Consider the following 17,938-nt stretch of genomic DNA (forward strand, 5'->3'; position numbering starts at 1 on the left):
TGGTCATGTCCGCAGTGCAACTTTCGCCTTGCGTTCTATTAGTGTCGCAGGTCGCGTTCTAGCCTGGCGCTTGCCTTTCCTTCCACGCGGTCGTTTGGGCTGATCCTTCCGCAAGTTTCCATGGGTCGCAGGGGAAGTGCACGGTCTGAATTACTCGGAGCAGAAGGAATTCAGACCGGCGCTTCGTCACTTCTCTTTGCGGTGCAGGGCGATTGAAACCGCTCGCCAACGCCGCGAGGCTCAGGGAGGAAGCCTTTAGGGAAGTGACATCCTGGAGTGGCCGCAATAGCGCTGCCCTCAATTCTGAACCCCATCGCCGAGACCCGGATATACCCATTGGATCACCATCAGACGGGCAAGCGCAACGCGCCCAATCCCAGAAACTCCGATTAATAACAACGTCTTGGCGCATGGTCGTGACTACTCGGGTTCCGGATAGACACGCACCGGCTTCAGGTCGATCGCATGGCCCGTTCCGCTTTCGATGATCACCTTCAGGTTCGGCTCACTGTCGAGGTAATAGAATTCGATGGATTCACCGATCTTCCCACCCATCAGCATGTTCGCGCCGCTTTTTGCCATCAAGTCCTTGAATTCATCAGAGTCCTTAGGCGTCGGCTTCATTACTGCGATGTGGTGCAGACCTTCGCCATGTTCTTCCAGCCACTCTTTGTAGATGGAGTCGCCTTCCAGCGGCTGGATCAGCTCGTAGCACATATCCCCTACCATGGTTTCCGCGCACAGCATTGAGTATTTGGACGGCTTGCCACGCAAATGGGTCCCATGCAGCGACGGCTCTTTGTGTTCGTATACATTCCATGGCCCCCAACCCAGCAAGTCGGTATAAAGCTTCATGGTTTTGTCTAAGTCGCGCACGACCACGCCTATCTGAGAGATTGTCGTTTTGGACATTTTTTACGCTCCTCCTTTATTCAAACTGCACGTTGCAGCTGTGCTTAAAACCGGCCCATTCTTCGGGAAATCGCGTCGAAGGCCACGGCCACCACAACGATCAACCCGGTCACAACTTGCTGCAAATAGATGTTAACGCCGCCCAAAACGATGACGTTGCCTATCACCGCGATGATCGCCGCACCCAAAAGCGCACCCCAGATCGTTCCGATGCCGCCTGTGGTGGCGATGCCGCCAATGACGGGGCCGCGATAGATGGCAGCAGCCATGACTGACCCATGGACGCCTGAGCCGAAACCAACCGGAAGCAAAGCAACATGCCCGCAAGACCTGCCAGTGCTCCAGCGATTGCGAAGGCTGTAATCCTGATCTTTTGCTGGTTAATACCAACGATCTTTGCAGCCTCTCGGCTATTGCCGACCGCATAGAGGCGACGACCATAGATGGTCTTGGTCGTGACAAACAAGATAATCAGGAACACGGCCAGCATTATGTAGACTGGGATCGGCACCCCCATCAGCGACCCGCCACCCAGGAAGGTCACATCGGGAGCCAAACCGACGATGGTGCGGCCCTTGGTAATGAAAAGGCTGACGCCCGAGTAAACGCTGAGCATCCCGATCGTCACAACGAGGGAGTTCAGGTTGAAGAGCGTGACAATGAACCCATTCATCGCACCAGCCAGCGCGCCAACCAAAAGGCCAGCGGTGATGGCAAGCACAGGATGAAGATCAACATCCACCAGAAGCTTGGTGCAAACGATGCCGGCCAAACCTGCGATGGCGCCGATAGAGACATCGATGTCGCCCAGAAGCAGCAAGAGCCCCTGCGCGATAGCCACTAAGCCGATGAACGCGAGTTCACGCGAGATGATAGTCAGGTTGTATGAAGTCAAGAATTGCGGGGCCACGAAGGTTGCCACCACGCAAATCACGACCAACGCGCCGAACACACCCAAGATTTGCCCTGCACCACCCAGGTTCAATCCCCGCGGTTTTGTGGCATTAAACGCATTATCAGACATGGTTTTCTCCACCTGTTGATGGGGCAGCACCAGCCTTGATGCCTGCGCCAATAATGGAACTCAGGAGACGTTCTTCGGTCAGGGCGTCGCCATCAACCTCGTCGTTGATGGCCCCTTCGTAGAGCGTCAGCACTCGGTTGCAGCATTTCAGCAGTTCTTCGAGCTCTGATGAAATTACGATGATCGCGATGCCTTGCTCCTCGGCGATGTTCTGCATCAGGCGATAAATCTCATCCTTTGCATTCACATCAATCCCGCGGGTCGGCTCATCAAAGATCATAACTTTCGGGCCTGCCATCAGGCTGCGACCAATCAAAACCTTCTGCTGGTTGCCACCAGACAAATTCATGATCAACGTATCTTCGGAGGCAGTCTTAACCCTGTAGTTGCCAATAATTTCGCGGGCAAGATTTCGTTCGCGTTGAGCGTGCACAATCCCAACGCTTGCAACGTCTTTCAGCAGTCCAATCCCTACATTCTGCCGCACACTCATATGCGGGAAAATGCCGTGAGACTTCCGTTCCTCTGATAGGTAGAACACGCCACGCCCAATCGACCAGGACGGTTTGCCAAACTGCCAGGGTTCATCCTCGAACCAGGCCTCTCCCGATGTCTTTTTTCGAACACCGAAAAGTGTTTGAAGCGCCTCTGAGCGTCCCGCACCAACCAGACCGGCAAAGCCTAAAACTTCGCCCTCATGCAGATCAAAAGAAATGTCGTTGAACCCGTCTCCCGAAAGGTTCTTGACTGAAAGAATGCGGCGGTCACCGATCTTTTCGGACCGGTATAGCGTGGAGAGGTCCATGTCTTTTCCGGTCATCATCTCAACGATCCAGTTCGCATCGACTTTTTCGCCGCCGGAATGGCCGACAACTTTGCCATTTCGCAGGATCGACACCTTAGATTGCAGCCGCAGCACCTCATCCAGACGATGCGTAATGAAAACAATGGATTTGTTGGCAGCCTGCAGTTCTTCCACGATCCAAAACAGCCGGTCTATCTCTGTTTTTGTGAGCGAGGCCGTGGGCTCATCCAGGATTAGAATGTCCAAGCTTTCACTGGCCAATGCGCGCGCAATCTGAAGCAGTTGTTTTTCGGCCACCGAGATGTCGCGCACGATATCGTTGGGCTGGCAAGTCATCCGCAATTGCGCGATGTATCGTTGGGCAGCCAATTCAATCGATTGGCGGCGCAAGATGCCGAAACCGGCAGACTCTTTCCCGTAGGGTAAAAAAATGTTCTCAGCCACGCTCATGTGGTCGAACAGATTTAATTCTTGCGGCACATAGCCGATCGTCGGATGCACATCACCTTCGTGGGCTAGCGTGCCTTCGTCGGGTTTGTAGATCCCGGTGAGCACCTTGACCAAGGTCGACTTACCGGCACCGTTTTCACCGACAATGCAATGCACTTCACCGCGTTCAAAGGCGAGGTCAACATGATCAAGCGCGACGACACCAGGAAACCGTTTGGTGATGTTCTGGGCTTCCAGCAAGCTCATTTGATTTCCTCCCCTGGTAGGCGGCCGAACCCGCAAATGCGAATCCGGCACATCAATTTGTCGTGGCCCTAGAAACCGTCGATGTTTCCATCGGCAACCAGATCTGGGGTCATGTACCCGATGCCGGTGTCAATCCACGAAGGCGTCTCAAAACCCATGTTCTGCAACATCAGGGTGATGGTAGACCATTCGCCAATCATCCGCGGACGGGTGGCAATCGACAAGTCTAGAACGCCCTGGCGCATCAGTTCTTGAAGCTGGGGCACATCGTCGATGCCGACATATTGGACTTCACCGACGCGACCCGCTTCCTGTAAGGCCAGACCGACGCCAACGGGACCGGCAGCGTCAACGACGGCGATGGCATCCAGATCCGGGTTGGCCGCCAGCATTCGCGAGGCTTCCGTTTGCGCCTTCGCTACATCGTCGTAGTCGAAGCCTTCATCCACGATTTCGATGTTGGGATACTCCGCAAATAGATCCGTGAGGGTTTGATACCGATCAGCATGGGCAGAGTTGGTCGGCACACCGTGCAGAATGGCCACCTTCCCAGCGCCGTCGATGCGATTCATCAGCTCTTCGCCCAAAATCCGGCCCTGAACGTAGAAATCGTTCGAAATATACGTGAACTGCGACCCCTGAGGCGCGGTCGACACAAAGAGAACAACCGGAATACCGCGATCGCGCGCTTCGTTCAGAATGGGCATCGAGGCGTTTACATCGATGGCGTCAATCGCAATACCGTCGGGCTGCGTGGCGATGGCGCGTTCCAGCAGAGTGTTCTGCTCCACCAGATCGGCCGAGGCCGGTGCCTGGTAGTCAATGGTGATATTAGTACCCATCTGCTCGCTCAGCTGTTCGGCAGCATCTGCAGCTGCGTCGTGCACAATGTCGAACCAGGCTTGTGCCAGAATAGGGATCATCACGAAGCGGTACTCTTCTTTGATTTCGGGCACATCCTTGTCCGATAGTGCCGCACCCGCTGATAGTCCTACTGCGCAGGCTGCGGCAGCGGCAAGTTTCAAGAATGGTCGCATGTTTTCCTCCTCTTTGAATTACCAAGCTGGTCTTATTTGTTGCAACGCGAGCACCCTCCGCCTCAGCCCCTCATTGCTTGCCAAGCTCGCTGAGATCGATGTCTACGTTTCAAAATCTCAACTGCAATTAATTACAAGATTGATATTTATCCCATTTGCTGTCAAGCGCCGACTTTCTTTCCAATAAATTCAATGCTCTAAAACGTCTTTCCACATAGCGAATCGCAGATCGACTCTGCCAAAAACTTTTGTTGACCTGTTGCGCCGGCGCACGAAAACCCTTTCTGAAGCGGTGGAAGAACGATGTCACTGACGAAAAGTTATCTGTGAGGCTACTAGCCGTCGACCGAGGTTCTGTCGCAATTTTCATTGAAGGCTGGGGAAATGGCGCAAGTGGGTTGATTATCCAGCCAGTTGAACAAACTGCTGAAACGGGGAGAGTTCGGGTGTGAATTGACCTTTGCGGATCATGTTGACCAGCTCGATGCCAGCCAGGGCAGATGCAGCTGAATCGAAAGACTTGAGACCCAACATGAGCCTGATCCGACGTTTGATGACGCGATGGTCTTGTTCAATGATGTTGTTGAGATATTTCCGTCTGACCATCTCATTCGGTACCGGACAACCAAAGCCTTTCAGCTTCTTGTTCATTGCTTTGATGCCAGCTGTGTTCGCACCGCTTTTGTCGATGACGATTTTCCGTGGCAAACCGTTCGCCTCAAGCGCACGAGCGAAGAACTTAGTCGCAGTCGCTTTGTTTCTGCGCTTGGAAAGCATGAAATCAAGCGTTATGCCGCACTTGTCGATCGCGCGATAGAGATACACCCACTCCCCATTTACTTTCACATACGTCTCGTCAATGCGCCAAGAACGGTCGGCAGGACGCTTTTTGTACCGAGAAACATCGGCTACGAGACCGGCATATCGACTCACCCAGCGGTTCAGCGCCGCGTGATCCGGTTTAACGCCTCTTTCCGCCATGATTTCTTCCAGATCCCGATATGACACACCGTATCGGAGATAGAAGAAAACAGAGTACAAGATCACTTCTTTCGGAAAGTGCGCACACTTGAATGAGATTGTCACGGTCTGCTCCTGTAGTTTGGAGCATGGGCTACCAAAACTACGTTTGACCTGACAGGTGGGAACAGATTTGCGGCAGAACCTAAAGCGTTCCATGTGCACGCATCATCCGAGAAATACAGTTACTAGTCTGAACTACCCCAAATGGTTTGATCAAAGTTCACCACTTCACCAGTCATCAACCCGCTTTGCGTCGAACACAAAAAGCCTATGACTTTTGCGACTTCATCTGGCTGTATCAAGCGCCCAAATGGCAATGATTTTGCGCGGTCGGCAAACCAATACTCATCATGGCCCTGTGCCGCATGAAGCGCCATTTCCTGATCGCTCTGCATCCATCCGATATTTAGCGCATTGACGCGAATCCGATGCTTAAGCACGGTCGCGGCCACATTTCGGGTTAACGTAGAAATAGCGCCCTTAGATGTGCTGTACGGCGTCAGGTAACTCTGGCCACAATAAGCTGACATAGAACCAATATTCACAATTGCGCCTTCTATACCCTCTCGGATCATCAGCTTCAGCGCGGCTTGCATCAAAAAGAATGGGCCCTTTACGTTCACGGCCACTATCTCATCAAATAATTCTGGCGTGGTATCCAAAATACCGCCGCGCGCGGTGGTGGCGCCCGCATTTATCAGGCAATCGATCCGACCAAAGGCTCTTTCTGCGGCGTCTACAACGGCCCAACAGTCTTGCGAGTCTGCCAAGTCTGCAGACATAAAGAGAACCGGACATTCTTTGATGCTGCTTGCAACCTGTGCGCCTTTGTCCCGATTGCGGCCACAAATCACCAGCCCTGCAGCGCCCTCGCCAGCAAAATGCCTTGCCGTGGCCGCTCCTAACCCTTGTGTCCCGCCCGTAATGACGGCGACCTTGCCTTCAAGCTGCTTCATTTTGCTCTCCTGTCGAAAAAAGATGATTTTGCCCTGCCAATGCAGCAAGTTACGGGGTATCCTATTTGAATGAACTTGCGCGCTCCGACACTATTTCAATTGCCTAATCCTTACCTCAGTTCTTTGCCGACTGGGGCGGTCAAAGACGTGGTCAACGCATTGGGCCATGCCATCGCAAATGGCGCTTACGCCGAAGGTTCCACGATCCCGATGGAATCGGACCTGATGATGCAGTTTGACGTTTCTCGAACAGTCATTCGCGAAGCAATCAAAGTGCTGTCGGGTAAAGGAATGGTACGTACCGCGCGGCGATATGGAACACGCGTGTGCCCTTTCTCTGAATGGACGCTGCTTGATCCGGATGTGATCCGTTGGCATGATCCGGACAGCCCCGCGGCAGCGCAAATTTACGCTGCATCTACTGACATGCGCTGTATCGTTGAACCCGAAGCGGCCGCTTTGGCCGCACAAAATGCGACACCTGCACAACGCGAGACCATCTTGGCAGCTGCCAAGGCGATCACACCAGATCTTGGTGGCGCCGAGGCCATGATTGCGGCGGATTATGCGTTTCATGCGACCATTCTGGAAGCCACCGGAAACGTGATGCTGGCGCAGTTGCAGGGGTTGATCCAAGCCGTGCTTCAGTTTTCCTACATCGCCGGCCCAAAAGCAGCGCCTGATGAAAAGGTCTCTCGTCGAAACCATATCAAAGTGGCTGAAGCGATCAAAATTGGTGACGATGCCACCGCGAAATCCGCAATGCACGCGATGCTCAAGCAAAACCGGGCAGTGGCAGTTCGAATGAAGTGACGCCCCCAATTTGGAAAGAGCGCCACTTTGTTTTGGTTCACTTCAAATCACCGGGCAACAAGTCTTCCGGCATATTCTGATAGCCAACTGGTCGGAGGAAACGTCGGATTGACAAAGTCCCAACCGAGGTTGCGCCAAAGTTTGTAGACGCAGGGTAAGGGCCGCCGTGGACCATGCTGTCGCAGACTTCCACGCCTGTCGGGAAACCGTTCGCCAAAACACGTCCGGCTTTGCGTTCAAGGATCGGCATCAAGCATTGGGCCATCTCAGTGTCACCATGATCCAAGTGAATCGTACAGGTCAGCTGACCAACCAAAGATTTAGCGATGCTCAGCATTTCTTCGGTGTTTTCGGCCACAACCACCATGCCCAACGGGCCAAACACTTCCTCGCGTAGTTCCTCGTTAGCGAGCCATTCCTTTGCTGTCGTCTTGAACAGATATGGCGTTGCATTTCGCAAGTCGCAGCTGGTGGACAGCACATTTTCCACGCCGGCGCTGGAAGCAACGCGGGCCGTTCCTGTGTGATAGGCTGAGGCGATCCCTTCGGTCAGCATAGTTTGTGCACCAACCTTTTCCAAAGCAGCACCCACAGCGTTTATAAACGCTTCGGCATCGTCACATGCTAGGGCCACAGCAATTCCAGGATTTGTGCAGAACTGCCCTGCCCCCATGGTCAGCGATCCAGCCCAGCCGTCGGCCAAAGCGTCTTTTCGCGCCGCCAATGCCCCAGGTAACAGGAACATCGGATTCACCGACCCGAGCTCACCGAAGAACGGGATTGGCTCGGGGCGCGCGGCGCAAAGGTCGAAAAGCGCACGGCCACCGCCCAAGGACCCTGTAAAACCAACCGCCTTGATCAGCGGGTGTTGCACCACAGCTTGCCCGACTGCACGATCGCCGCCTTGAATTTGGCTGAACACACCAGGATGCACACCGCAGGCTTTGATCGCGGCATAGATTGCTTGTGCAACGATGTCTGACACACCGGGATGGGCCGAGTGGCCTTTTACCACAACGGGGCACCCTGCAGCCAACGCCGCAGCGGTATCTCCGCCTGCCGTCGAGAATGCCAGTGGGAAGTTCGACGCGCCAAACACGGCCACCGGACCGATGGGTCGCTGTACAAGTTTGATGCTTGGGCGTGGCAAAGGGGCACGGTCGGGCAAAGCCTCGTCGTGGCGGCGGTCAAGATAACCACCGCTTTCGATATGATCCGCGAACAGCTTCAACTGCCCCGTTGTCCGACCAAGCTCACCAATCAAACGCGCCTCGGGCAGACCGGTTTCTTTCATACCGATTGCTGTTGTTTCATCACCACGCGCATCAATCTCGTCAGCAATCGCGCGCAAGAAAACGGCGCGTTCCGTACGAGTTGAGTAGCCGTAGCTCCAAAACGCCTCCTCTGCGGCTTTGGCGGCTTGGTCAACAAGCTCTACGCTGCCGATTGCGAAATGATCCGCCTCGCCTTGGACCGGTTCGTTGGCAAAGGTTTTGACCGCGCCAACCCATTGGCCGGCAATCAGGTGTTTTCCAGTGAGCATGAAAGTGTCCTTGGGTTTACCAGTTGGTGAATGAACCATCCGCGCGGCACAGAAGCGGCAGATGTTCGTGTTCGAAAGGATATTTGTCCAACAATCCTGTATTCAATTCGACACCTAGTCCGGGCTTGCCTTGGCAGTTCAGCCATCCATCTTCCCAAACCTGATCCGTTTGAATCAGGTCACCAAGGCTTTCTCCGGGTCGTTTCGGGAGCTCCTGCACAAGAACATTTGGGATGGCGAGGTTCAGATGCAGGCACGCCGCCGTCGACACCGGCCCAATCGGGTTGTGTACTGCCAGGTCAATCATGTGGGTTTCTGCCAACGCAGCGATCTTACGCCCCTCGGTGATACCGCCCGCAATGCACAGATCTACGCGAACATAGTCGATCAACTTGTCCCGGATTAACTCGTTGAACTGCCATTTTGACGCATATTGTTCCCCTGCCGCCAAAGGCACCGCTGTCTGACCCCGCAAGGTGCGATAACCCTCGGCGTATTCACACCGCAAGGGGTCTTCGACGAACATAGGGCGGAAAGGCTCAATCTGGCGGCAGAAGCGTGCGGCTTCGGTTGGAGTCAGCTTGGTATGGGCATCGAAACACAGTTCGATGTCCGGTCCCAACTCGCTCCTAAGAAGACGGTATTCTTCGATGGCCTTTTCGACGGCCTGTGGTCCACGCATAACCATGTCATCTTGGTAGGATGGTTCCCAACGAATTGCTTTCCAACCCTCGGCCACTTTCTCGCGCGCCATCGCCAGTGTCGCCTCGGGCGACTGACCGCCTACGTGGCAATAAGTCAGCACCTTGTCGCGTGTCCGCCCGCCCAGCAGGTCATAAACAGGAGCATCCAGCGCTTTGCCCTTGATGTCCCACAGCGCGATGTCAATTGCGGCAATGGCGGATGACAGGACCTGTCCGGAAGGATGAAAGCCCGATCGCCACAGCGTTTGCCAGATATGTTCAATCCGGAATGGGTCTTGGCCAATCACACGGTCCTCAAGGTCTCGGATCATGCCCTGAACGGCGTATTCTCGACTGGTCAAACCGCTTTCGCCCAGGCCAGTGATACCCTCATCGGTCTCCACCACAACAAACAGCATGGTGCGCCATTCTTTCAGAAGATGGGTTTTGATCCCTGTTATCTTCACGACGCCACCTCAATCTCGTCCTCATTCAGACCCAGTACGTTCTGCCACGTGAATTCAGGCTCAAAACCCAGCATCACCTTGGCCTTACTGCAGTTCAACATGGCGTCCCGTCCTCTTATTCCGGCGCGCACTTCTACGCCTGGCATGACCGTATCGACCAATTCTCGCGTGGATTGCTTCATCAGCGTGTCTTTAGCCGCGATCGAGAACACGTGAGCGCCCTTCAGCGGAGTTTCCAGAGACAGCCGAACAGCACGCGCCACATCGCGGCTGTCGATGTAACCCCACAGATTGAACTTTCGGTGACCTACGTCGTCCCAATAGCCGGGGATCTTCTGAAAACTCGGAATAGCCTCAACATCGTCATAGAGGACGTTGGACAGGCGCAAGCCTACAAAGGTCATACCGTACAGCTTCGCCATCAACTCGGCGATGTTTTCCGATATAGCTTTTGATATTGCGTAGCCATTTTGCGGATTTGGCGGGTCCAGCTCGTCCAACGGAATATGTGGTGGTCGGTTGGTTTCGAACGGGAAGCCGAAAATGGTTTCCGAGCTTGCCCAAACAACGCGCTTAATGCCGTGCGCTTGCGCTGCGTTGAAAGCGTTGAACAGAGAAACAGTATTGTTCGCAGACCGATCCGCCGCACCCCAATGGTCGTCATCTGGATGGGGATTACCCGCAAAATGCACCAGCGCGTCGCAGCTTTCCATGCCGGCGAAAACCGCTGGATAGTCGCACATGTCAGTTTCGATGAACTGGCATCGCTTTTCTCGCGGTGACTTGATGTCGAGGTTTGCACACTCATAGCCTTTGATCAGCAGGTCTTGGATCACGGCATCGCCTGCTCCACCACTGCCGCCTGTTACACAGATCCTTTTCATTTTCAGGCCCTTTCCACCTGACCATCGGGGTGGAACAAATGGATGTTTCCCGCGCGGGGCGTCATGAAAACGGTCTCGCCTGCATCAATCGCCACTTCGCCGTTCAGACGAACCGTGATGCTTCCTGTATCTTCACCATCCACATAGGCCACTGTGTCCGAACCCAAATGCTCGACATAGCGCAGCCTCCCTTTCCACTCACCCGCATCAGGTGACACATCGATATGCTCTGGCCGGATTCCCAGGATTGAGGCCGAGCGCGCAATTGCTACGCCTCCTTTGATCAGGTTCATTTTGGGCGAACCGATAAAGCCCGCAACAAATGGGTTTTGCGGGTTATTGTATAATTCCATCGGGCGTCCTTTCTGCTGGATCACCCCGTCCTTCATAATCACAATCTGATCGGCCATCGTCATTGCTTCGACCTGATCGTGGGTCACGTAAACCATTGTCGCGTCCAACTGGCTGTGAAGTTCCGCCAGTTCCACGCGCATCTGCGCTCGTAGCGCTGCATCCAGGTTGGACAGAGGCTCGTCGAACAGAAAGACCTTGGGCTTGCGCACTATCGAACGGCCAATGGCCACACGCTGTCTTTGCCCGCCAGACAATTGTTTTGGTTTGTATTCCAGATATTTTCCCAGCTGCAGGATTTCTGCCGCTTCTTCAACGCGCTTGGCGATTTCTTCTTTGGGCAGCTTTGCCAGCTTCAACCCGAAGCCAATATTCTGGCGCACAGACATATGCGGGTATAATGCGTAGGACTGGAACACCATTGCGATGCCGCGCTCAGAAGGCTGCATGTTGGTCACGTCTTCGCCACCAATCGTAATCGAACCTGCGGTCACCTCTTCCAGCCCCGCTATCATTCGCAGCAATGTGGATTTACCACAGCCGGACGGACCGACCAGAACGGTAAATGAACCATTTCGAATGGTCAGATCGAGATCAGGAATAACCGTCGCCGCGCCATAGGCTTTGGTCAGATTGGTCAGTTTTACTTCTGCCATTGGACTATCCTTTCACGGCGCCGCCAGTCAGGCCGGCCACGATGTATTTCTGGGCTACGAGGAAGAAGACGATAGCGGGTGCAAGGCTAAGCGTCACAAAGGCCAGAACCTTGTTCCACTCCACGATGAATTCGCCCTGGAACTGCAACATGCCAAGCGGCCAAGTATAAACCTCACGCGAATTCAGCATGATCAAAGGCAGCAGGTAGTTGTTCCAGCTACCGGTGAAGATGAACGTCGCTACAGTCGCCACGATTGGCATGGACAAAGGCAGTGTGAACATCAGGTAGAACCGAGTGTAGCCGCACCCATCGACACGGGCGGCTTCGAACAGTTCTTTCGGCATATCGTCAAAGAATGTTCGGAACAGCAGGACGGAAAACGCCAGACCAAAGGCCACCTGCGGTACGATCACGCCCCACGGCGTATCCAGCAAACCAAAGTCGCGGACCTTGATAAACAGCGGGATGATTGCCGCAGCGAACGGGAACATCAGCCCCATCAGCAGATAGCCAAAGATGTATTCCGACCCAAAGAACCTAATATGGGCGAACACAAACGCCGCCATCGAGGCCACAATCACCGTGATCACGGTCGTCACGATTGAGATGAACAGCGAGTTCCACAGATAAGTCCAGAATGTCGGATCAGCGATGATCTGTGCGTAGAACTCGGAATACCATTCACGCGGGAACCAGAAGGGATTGGTTGCCAAATCACCCTGCGTTTTGAAGCCAGCCAATACGGCTGCGGACAATGGCAGAAGGATTAACAGTGTCATGAATAGAAGGATGATAATGCGCGTTGCTTCGCGCCAGCCAAAGTCACTCATTTTTCAACCCTCGATTTCATCACGGTCGACCGATAGGTCACGGCAAAAACAAAGCTGACGACGAACAGCACAACGCCCACGGCTGAGCCAAAGCCAACTTTTTGGCGTACAAGACCAAAGTTGTAGAGGTAACTGACCAGCGAATGCGTGGTGTTGGACGGTCCGCCGCGTGTTAGGGGAATAATCAGGTCAAACAGCTGCAAGCTGCCAACAACTGCAAAGAAGACGGACACTGCAATAGCAGGTTTCAGTAATGGGATTTGTACGTGCCAAACAATCTGGCCCGGCGTGGCCCCATCAATCCGCGCTGCTTCAATCATGTCTTCAGAGATGGACTGCAGTGCTGCGATAAAAATCATCATATGGAAGCCGAAGTATTTCCAGACAAACACTGTCAGCAGCACCGGCAAGGCCCATGTGCGGTCTGATAAGGGAAAGACCTTTTCCCAGCCAAACCACGTCGAAAACACCGAGGTTACGCCATAATCCCCGTCGAAAACGAAGGACCAGATTAAACCCGTGGCCACCTCGGCAAGAATGAAGGGAACAAAGAATACCAGCCGAAAGAACGTGTTGCTGCGAGTCTTACGGTAGATCAACAGAGCCATGGCCATCCCAATTGGGATTTGGACCAAAACAGCGACGGCCACGAAAATCAGCGTGTTGTTGAAACTACGTAGGAATGTCGAGTTCCCCGCCATGATCTCAAAGTTACGAGACCCAACCCAATCGGTCGGCCCATCTCCATACCCAGACCATCTGTAGCCCGAGTACCAGGCGCCTTCGATCAATGGCAGGAAAACAAATAGAGTAAACAGCAACAGCGCGGGTGGCAGAAACAGAAGCGCCGTCATCAGGCGCCCATCCCGGGTTATACGTCGCTTTTTGGGCGGCGACGCCAGCGTGGATTCAGAAGCGGTCATATCGGTCATGGGAGTCACATCCAGTTGTGGCTGGAGTGGGGAGTTTCTCCCCAGCCACCAAGTTAGCGCCAGAACTCACTGGAACTGACGCTCTTCTTCCATCAAGGCGGCACCGTCTTCAGGTGTGGTTGCGCCAGAGATCAAGTCTACCGCTACATCCAATTGAACAGCATGGATTGAGGGCACCAGGGACTGGTCAAATACTGTGTGACCGGAACTTTCAGACAAGCGGTCGGCGGACCATTTGTTATGCGTATCTGCAACTTCCGCTGCCGCACCGATGGACACCGGAAGATAGAAACCATCGGCACCCGCCTTGGTCTGCGCTTCTGGCCCAACATAGTAGCAAAGAAAGTCCACCGCTGTATCCGAGGCACCTTCGGACACCAGCCAACCATTCATGCCGCCAAAGGTCGCTTTCACATCCCCATTGCCGCCGGTCACGGCCGGGAACGGCACCACTCCAATCTCTTCATTGGTCATTCCTTTGCCATCGGTCGCAACCGTTCGCTGCGAGGGGACCAACCACTCGCCCATCAGCATGAAGATACCGGCCTGATCCCCAAACAGGGTTTGCGACTTGTCATAGGTTGTGTCCAGGTACCCAGCCTGGAACGGCTCCAGTGCGCCTAGTCGCTCCAGTTGTTTGCCCGTCTCAACCCATGTGTCTCCGGCGTATCCACCGTCTTCACCTACTGCAGCCTTGGCATAACCTTCTGTACCGACGATCCGGTTTGCCAGCATGGCGTGGTAGAACATCGCCGGCCATTTGTCTTTTGCACCAATGATAATGGGGGTCTGTCCGGCGGATTTCGCGGCTTCTACCTGATCAAGAAAGTCGTCCCAGGTCTTGATCTGGGTCGGGTCAATGCCCGCCTCATCCGCGAGACGTTTATTGTACCACAGCGCAACATTCGACGCATACATCGGCAGGCCATAGAGTTTTCCGTCAACCGAGTAGGCTGCCTTGCCGCCATCGGAGTGTTGAGCGGCACACCCAGTGCTTTCAGCATACTCGGTTATATCCCTCAAAACACCTTGAGAGGCCTGTTCAGCAACCAAGCCGCCCGAGAAACTGAAGAATAGGTCTGGCTTGTTGGGGGATTGCAGTAAGGTAGGCAGTTTAACCTTAAAGCTTTCATCATCCATGTATTCAACAATGACGTCTGTACCGGGATGTGACGCCTCAAAGGCCGCCTCAATATCCGCAATGAATTCCTTCTCACCCTCTCGATTGGTTTCAATCGACAAAACGCGCACCTCTTCGGCACTTGCGACAGCTGGAACAATCAATGTTGCAGCTGCCAATGTCTTCAGCGATCTCCGCATGGCCTCCTCCAGAAATAGTCCCAGACGGCAAACTAGCCGACCCGGATCGGGCCCTCCCGACTCGATCTCTAGGTACGATGTAGAATATCAAAGACATTTAATTCGTCAAGTAAAATAAATGGCTATTTGCAGCTAATCTCTCACGGTTCAGCACAGAAAATCCGCACTGGGATCGCCGTATTATTGTTAATTTACAATATTCTAGACCGATCCTACGACAAGGCCCGCATCGCCGAGCCCCTCGGGTCCCATGGCCAAATATCCGCCATCGACTGGCAAATCTGTTCCGGTCACGAATGAAGCATCATCTGACAACAAAAACAGCGTGGCCCGGGCGACTTCGACAGTCTCGCCACACCGCCGCAACATGTGGAAGCGCCCCCAAATGGGGTCATATTTTTCCCGGCCGCCGCCGTCGGCTTCTGCCGCGTTCAGGACTTCCCGAGACCAGATCCAGCCGGGGCTGACAGAATTCACGCGGATGCCTGATGCCGCCAAATCTAATGCAGAACACTTGGTCAATTGGTCCACTGCACCCTTAGACATATTATAGGTCCAACGATCCTTTTGCGCGATGTGCCCTGAAATCGATGACATGTTCACAATTGCACCGCCGCCGGTTTTAACCATTTCAACCGCAGCCAGTTGGGTCATACGCGCGAACCCCACGGGGCCAACAAACAGCGACCTATGCCAATCTGATGTCGTTGCATCCACTGCTGCAGCGACAAAGGCGAAGGCGTTATTCACGAGATAATCAACGCGCCCAAACGCTTCTACAGCCTCGGAAACGAGCCTTGAGCAGTCGGCTTCTTCTCCCATGTCACATTGTACAAAGAGCACATTATCGCCCAATCGATCAGCTACTGCCGTGCCGTCGCCATTATTAAGGTCAGAGAACACAACATGCGCACCCTCGGCGACAAGCTGTTCGACAATGGCCAAGCCAATACCATTTGCCCCCCCGGTAACAATCGCAACTTTGTCTTTGAACCTGTCAGCGATCGGGTGATGAATTGGGGGCATGGTAAGTCCTTTGTTTAAACTGAACCTGGTAACGTGACTCCAAGGCGCTCTGCAGCGCCTCGAATATGCGTCGCCATTGCCGCCCTTGCCGCCTCGGCGTTTTTCGCGCGCACTGCCTCCAGAATGGCTTGGTGTTCACCTACTGTTACATCCATCAAATCGGATTTTGCGTAGACGGCCCCGGTTGCCCGTGTAGTGTCTTTGAGGCGTGATGAGAGGTAGTCGATGATCGTAGCCAAATAGTCGTTCCGCGTGGCTTGCCCAAGGCACCGATGGAACCGCGCGTCAGCCTCTAGGCGCTGTTCATCGAAATCCTTTGCACCACGCATGATCTCCAGAGCATCGGCCAGCTCATCAAGATCATCCTGGTTGCGACGTTGAGCCGCCAATCCGGCCGCGTCCATCTCCAAAAGCCCGCGCAGTTCAAAAAGATCACCCAGATTCTCTTTTTGATCCAGTCTCCCGGCATCAATCCGAAAGGTAGTGCGTTCCGACGGGGATCTTACAACGGCGCCACGCCCCTGCTTGGTTTCAATCACGCCGTCCGAACGTAACCGAGCGATTGCCTCGCGCAGCACATTGCGACTCACACCAAAGGCTTCCGCCAATGCCGTTTCTGTAGGCAGAGCGTCTCCGGGCTTTAGGTCACCCGCATCGACCTGTTGCAAGATATGGCTTGCAATCCGATCCGGCAAATACCCCTGCCGGCCGATTTCTTCAAACTGGGCCATGGCTTACCTCTTCTGTGTGCGCATCAGGGACACAGTAGCCAGTTTCGCGAAGTTGCGAAACCAATGGACGTCGCCGTGACAGCGAGCGAGAATTGCGCGCGGTTAGGGTGCGATTAGCAACCCACATTGAACCCGCATTCTCACAGGAGTGCGCTTTCACGGCGACACGCATTTAAAAGCGCCCGCCAGTTTCGGATTGCAACTTCATGTAATCGCCAATGTTGCCTTCGTCGACGATGAACAGTTCTGTATACATCGGGTCTGCCGGATCGACACCGTCCTGAATCTTCGCTAGCAACACATCAACCGCGGCCTGACCGAAGCCCCACCAGCTATAACCAACAAGTGCGTTGGCATAACCCTGATCGACCGCGTTCAACGCACCTTCCAACGCGTCCAGAGAAACGCAAACACCACCGCGATCCACAAAGGCTTTCAACTGTGGCATGGTCTTCAGATCTGCGAAAAACGGCCACATGCCGACAAAGAAGTAGGCGGACAAGTCAGGTGTCGCGTTGATGCGCTGTTCAACGATTTCTACCGCGCGCTGCACATCGTCATTACAAGGATCGGTTGCAATCACCTCAATATCCGCGTGCTGATCGACGACGGAGCGGAAACCTGCCACGCGCTGCTCCAGGTTCAACGCACCTGGTGTGCCCGTCAGGATCGCCAGCTTGCCTTTCGGTGCCATCTTGGCAACCAACCTGCCAGCCTCGGCACCCGCTGCTTCCTGGTTGATGGAAACGTTTGTGGCCCGTTGAGAGGTCGGGCTGTCCGCGTCCCAAGTAATGACGGTTACGCCTTCCATCACAGCACGGTTGATGGCTGGAACTAATGCATCCGGGTCGTTGCAGGACAAACAGATACCGTCCACCCCCTGAATAACCAAGTCGTCGATGATCTGAGCCTGAGCGGCCGCATCTGTAGTCGTTGGACCAACCCAACGGAATTCGACGTCACCACCCAGCTCGTTGATCCGGTCTTCAGCGCCCCAGCGGGTCACTTCGAACACCGGGTTGTTGAGCGCTTTGGGTACAAAGGCCAATTTTATCGGTCCTCCAGCCGCGCGTGCGTTTTTTGGCGAGAACATCGTCATTGTCGTGCCAGCAACCGTCGCCGTTGTAACAGCGCCTATGAACTGTCGCCGGCTCATGCTATTGCGTTTCGTCATGGTCTTCCTCCTCAGGTAGTAGTGCGGCCGTTGATTGACGTTGGTGACCGCGTTGAAACAACTTGGATGGGGA

The 17,938-nt window shown here is 54.3% G+C and carries 17 protein-coding genes; 1 reads left to right on the forward strand and 16 read right to left on the reverse strand.

All coding sequences use genetic code 11. From position 1 onward, the window contains the following. Nucleotides 1–420: 420 nt before the first annotated feature. The 6 genes from ABLN87_RS18480 to ABLN87_RS18505 form a co-directional block, all read right to left on the reverse strand. The gene (locus ABLN87_RS18480; protein WP_353013135.1) at nt 421–912 is read right to left on the reverse strand and encodes a VOC family protein; all 492 of its coding nucleotides are present in this window, start codon (nt 910–912) and stop codon (nt 421–423) included. Nucleotides 913–1,075: 163 nt separating this feature from the next. Further along, nucleotides 1,076–1,936, reverse strand: a complete 861-nt coding sequence (locus tag ABLN87_RS18485) for an ABC transporter permease (protein ID WP_353013137.1) — start codon at nt 1,934–1,936, stop codon at nt 1,076–1,078. Next, nucleotides 1,929–3,437, reverse strand: coding sequence for a sugar ABC transporter ATP-binding protein (locus tag ABLN87_RS18490; RefSeq protein ID WP_353013139.1), 1,509 nt, complete (start codon nt 3,435–3,437; stop codon nt 1,929–1,931). Before ABLN87_RS18490 ends, ABLN87_RS18485 begins: the two co-directional genes overlap by 8 nt. Nucleotides 3,438–3,505: 68 nt before the next feature. Next, entirely contained in the window at nt 3,506–4,474 is a 969-nt protein-coding gene (locus ABLN87_RS18495; RefSeq protein ID WP_353013141.1) for a substrate-binding domain-containing protein, read from the reverse strand. 402 nt (nt 4,475–4,876) lie between these two features. Beyond that, the gene (locus ABLN87_RS18500) at nt 4,877–5,560 is read right to left on the reverse strand and encodes an IS6 family transposase (RefSeq protein ID WP_353013143.1); all 684 of its coding nucleotides are present in this window, start codon (nt 5,558–5,560) and stop codon (nt 4,877–4,879) included. 122 nt (nt 5,561–5,682) lie between these two features. Further along, nucleotides 5,683–6,453: an SDR family oxidoreductase gene (locus ABLN87_RS18505; protein ID WP_353013145.1), complete on the reverse strand. Its 771-nt coding sequence runs from the start codon at nt 6,451–6,453 to the stop codon at nt 5,683–5,685. 69 nt (nt 6,454–6,522) lie between these two features. Between ABLN87_RS18505 and ABLN87_RS18510 the strand changes: the two genes are divergently transcribed. Then, the gene (locus ABLN87_RS18510; RefSeq protein WP_353013147.1) at nt 6,523–7,266 is read left to right on the forward strand and encodes a FadR/GntR family transcriptional regulator; all 744 of its coding nucleotides are present in this window, start codon (nt 6,523–6,525) and stop codon (nt 7,264–7,266) included. Between the two features lie 37 nt (nt 7,267–7,303). On the opposite strand, the gene ABLN87_RS18515 is transcribed toward ABLN87_RS18510, so the two are convergent. The 10 genes from ABLN87_RS18515 to ABLN87_RS18560 all read right to left on the reverse strand — a co-directional run bounded on the left by ABLN87_RS18515 (nt 7,304) and on the right by ABLN87_RS18560 (nt 17,865). Beyond that, on the reverse strand, nt 7,304–8,809 hold the full coding sequence (locus ABLN87_RS18515) for an aldehyde dehydrogenase (NADP(+)) (protein WP_353013149.1): 1,506 nt from the start codon (nt 8,807–8,809) through the stop codon (nt 7,304–7,306). Between the two features lie 16 nt (nt 8,810–8,825). Next, nucleotides 8,826–9,959, reverse strand: a complete 1,134-nt coding sequence (gene dgoD, locus ABLN87_RS18520; RefSeq protein WP_353013151.1) for a galactonate dehydratase — start codon at nt 9,957–9,959, stop codon at nt 8,826–8,828. Then, on the reverse strand, nt 9,956–10,843 hold the full coding sequence (locus tag ABLN87_RS18525; RefSeq protein ID WP_353013153.1) for an NAD-dependent epimerase/dehydratase family protein: 888 nt from the start codon (nt 10,841–10,843) through the stop codon (nt 9,956–9,958). The genes dgoD and ABLN87_RS18525 overlap by 4 nt, the downstream gene beginning before the upstream one ends. A gap of 2 nt (nt 10,844–10,845) precedes the next feature. Next, a complete protein-coding gene (locus tag ABLN87_RS18530) occupies nt 10,846–11,850 on the reverse strand; it encodes an ABC transporter ATP-binding protein (protein WP_353013155.1) in 1,005 nt (334 codons plus the stop codon). Nucleotides 11,851–11,854: 4 nt separating this feature from the next. Continuing rightward, nucleotides 11,855–12,682: a carbohydrate ABC transporter permease gene (locus ABLN87_RS18535; protein ID WP_353013156.1), complete on the reverse strand. Its 828-nt coding sequence runs from the start codon at nt 12,680–12,682 to the stop codon at nt 11,855–11,857. Next, nucleotides 12,679–13,614, reverse strand: coding sequence for a carbohydrate ABC transporter permease (locus ABLN87_RS18540; protein WP_353013158.1), 936 nt, complete (start codon nt 13,612–13,614; stop codon nt 12,679–12,681). Before ABLN87_RS18540 ends, ABLN87_RS18535 begins: the two co-directional genes overlap by 4 nt. A gap of 66 nt (nt 13,615–13,680) precedes the next feature. Beyond that, nucleotides 13,681–14,934, reverse strand: a complete 1,254-nt coding sequence (locus ABLN87_RS18545) for an ABC transporter substrate-binding protein (RefSeq protein ID WP_353013160.1) — start codon at nt 14,932–14,934, stop codon at nt 13,681–13,683. A gap of 201 nt (nt 14,935–15,135) precedes the next feature. Beyond that, nucleotides 15,136–15,960 carry an SDR family oxidoreductase gene (locus tag ABLN87_RS18550; protein ID WP_353013161.1) on the reverse strand — a complete coding sequence of 275 codons (825 nt, stop codon included), beginning with the start codon at nt 15,958–15,960 and terminating at the stop codon, nt 15,136–15,138. A gap of 14 nt (nt 15,961–15,974) precedes the next feature. Further along, the gene (locus ABLN87_RS18555; protein WP_353013163.1) at nt 15,975–16,691 is read right to left on the reverse strand and encodes a FadR/GntR family transcriptional regulator; all 717 of its coding nucleotides are present in this window, start codon (nt 16,689–16,691) and stop codon (nt 15,975–15,977) included. Nucleotides 16,692–16,863: 172 nt separating this feature from the next. Then, nucleotides 16,864–17,865 carry a substrate-binding domain-containing protein gene (locus tag ABLN87_RS18560; protein ID WP_353013165.1) on the reverse strand — a complete coding sequence of 334 codons (1,002 nt, stop codon included), beginning with the start codon at nt 17,863–17,865 and terminating at the stop codon, nt 16,864–16,866. Nucleotides 17,866–17,938 lie beyond the last annotated feature (73 nt).

This window comes from Ruegeria sp. SCP10 (genome assembly GCF_040329495.1).
In the GTDB taxonomy this organism is placed as follows: Bacteria; Pseudomonadota; Alphaproteobacteria; order Rhodobacterales; family Rhodobacteraceae; genus Ruegeria.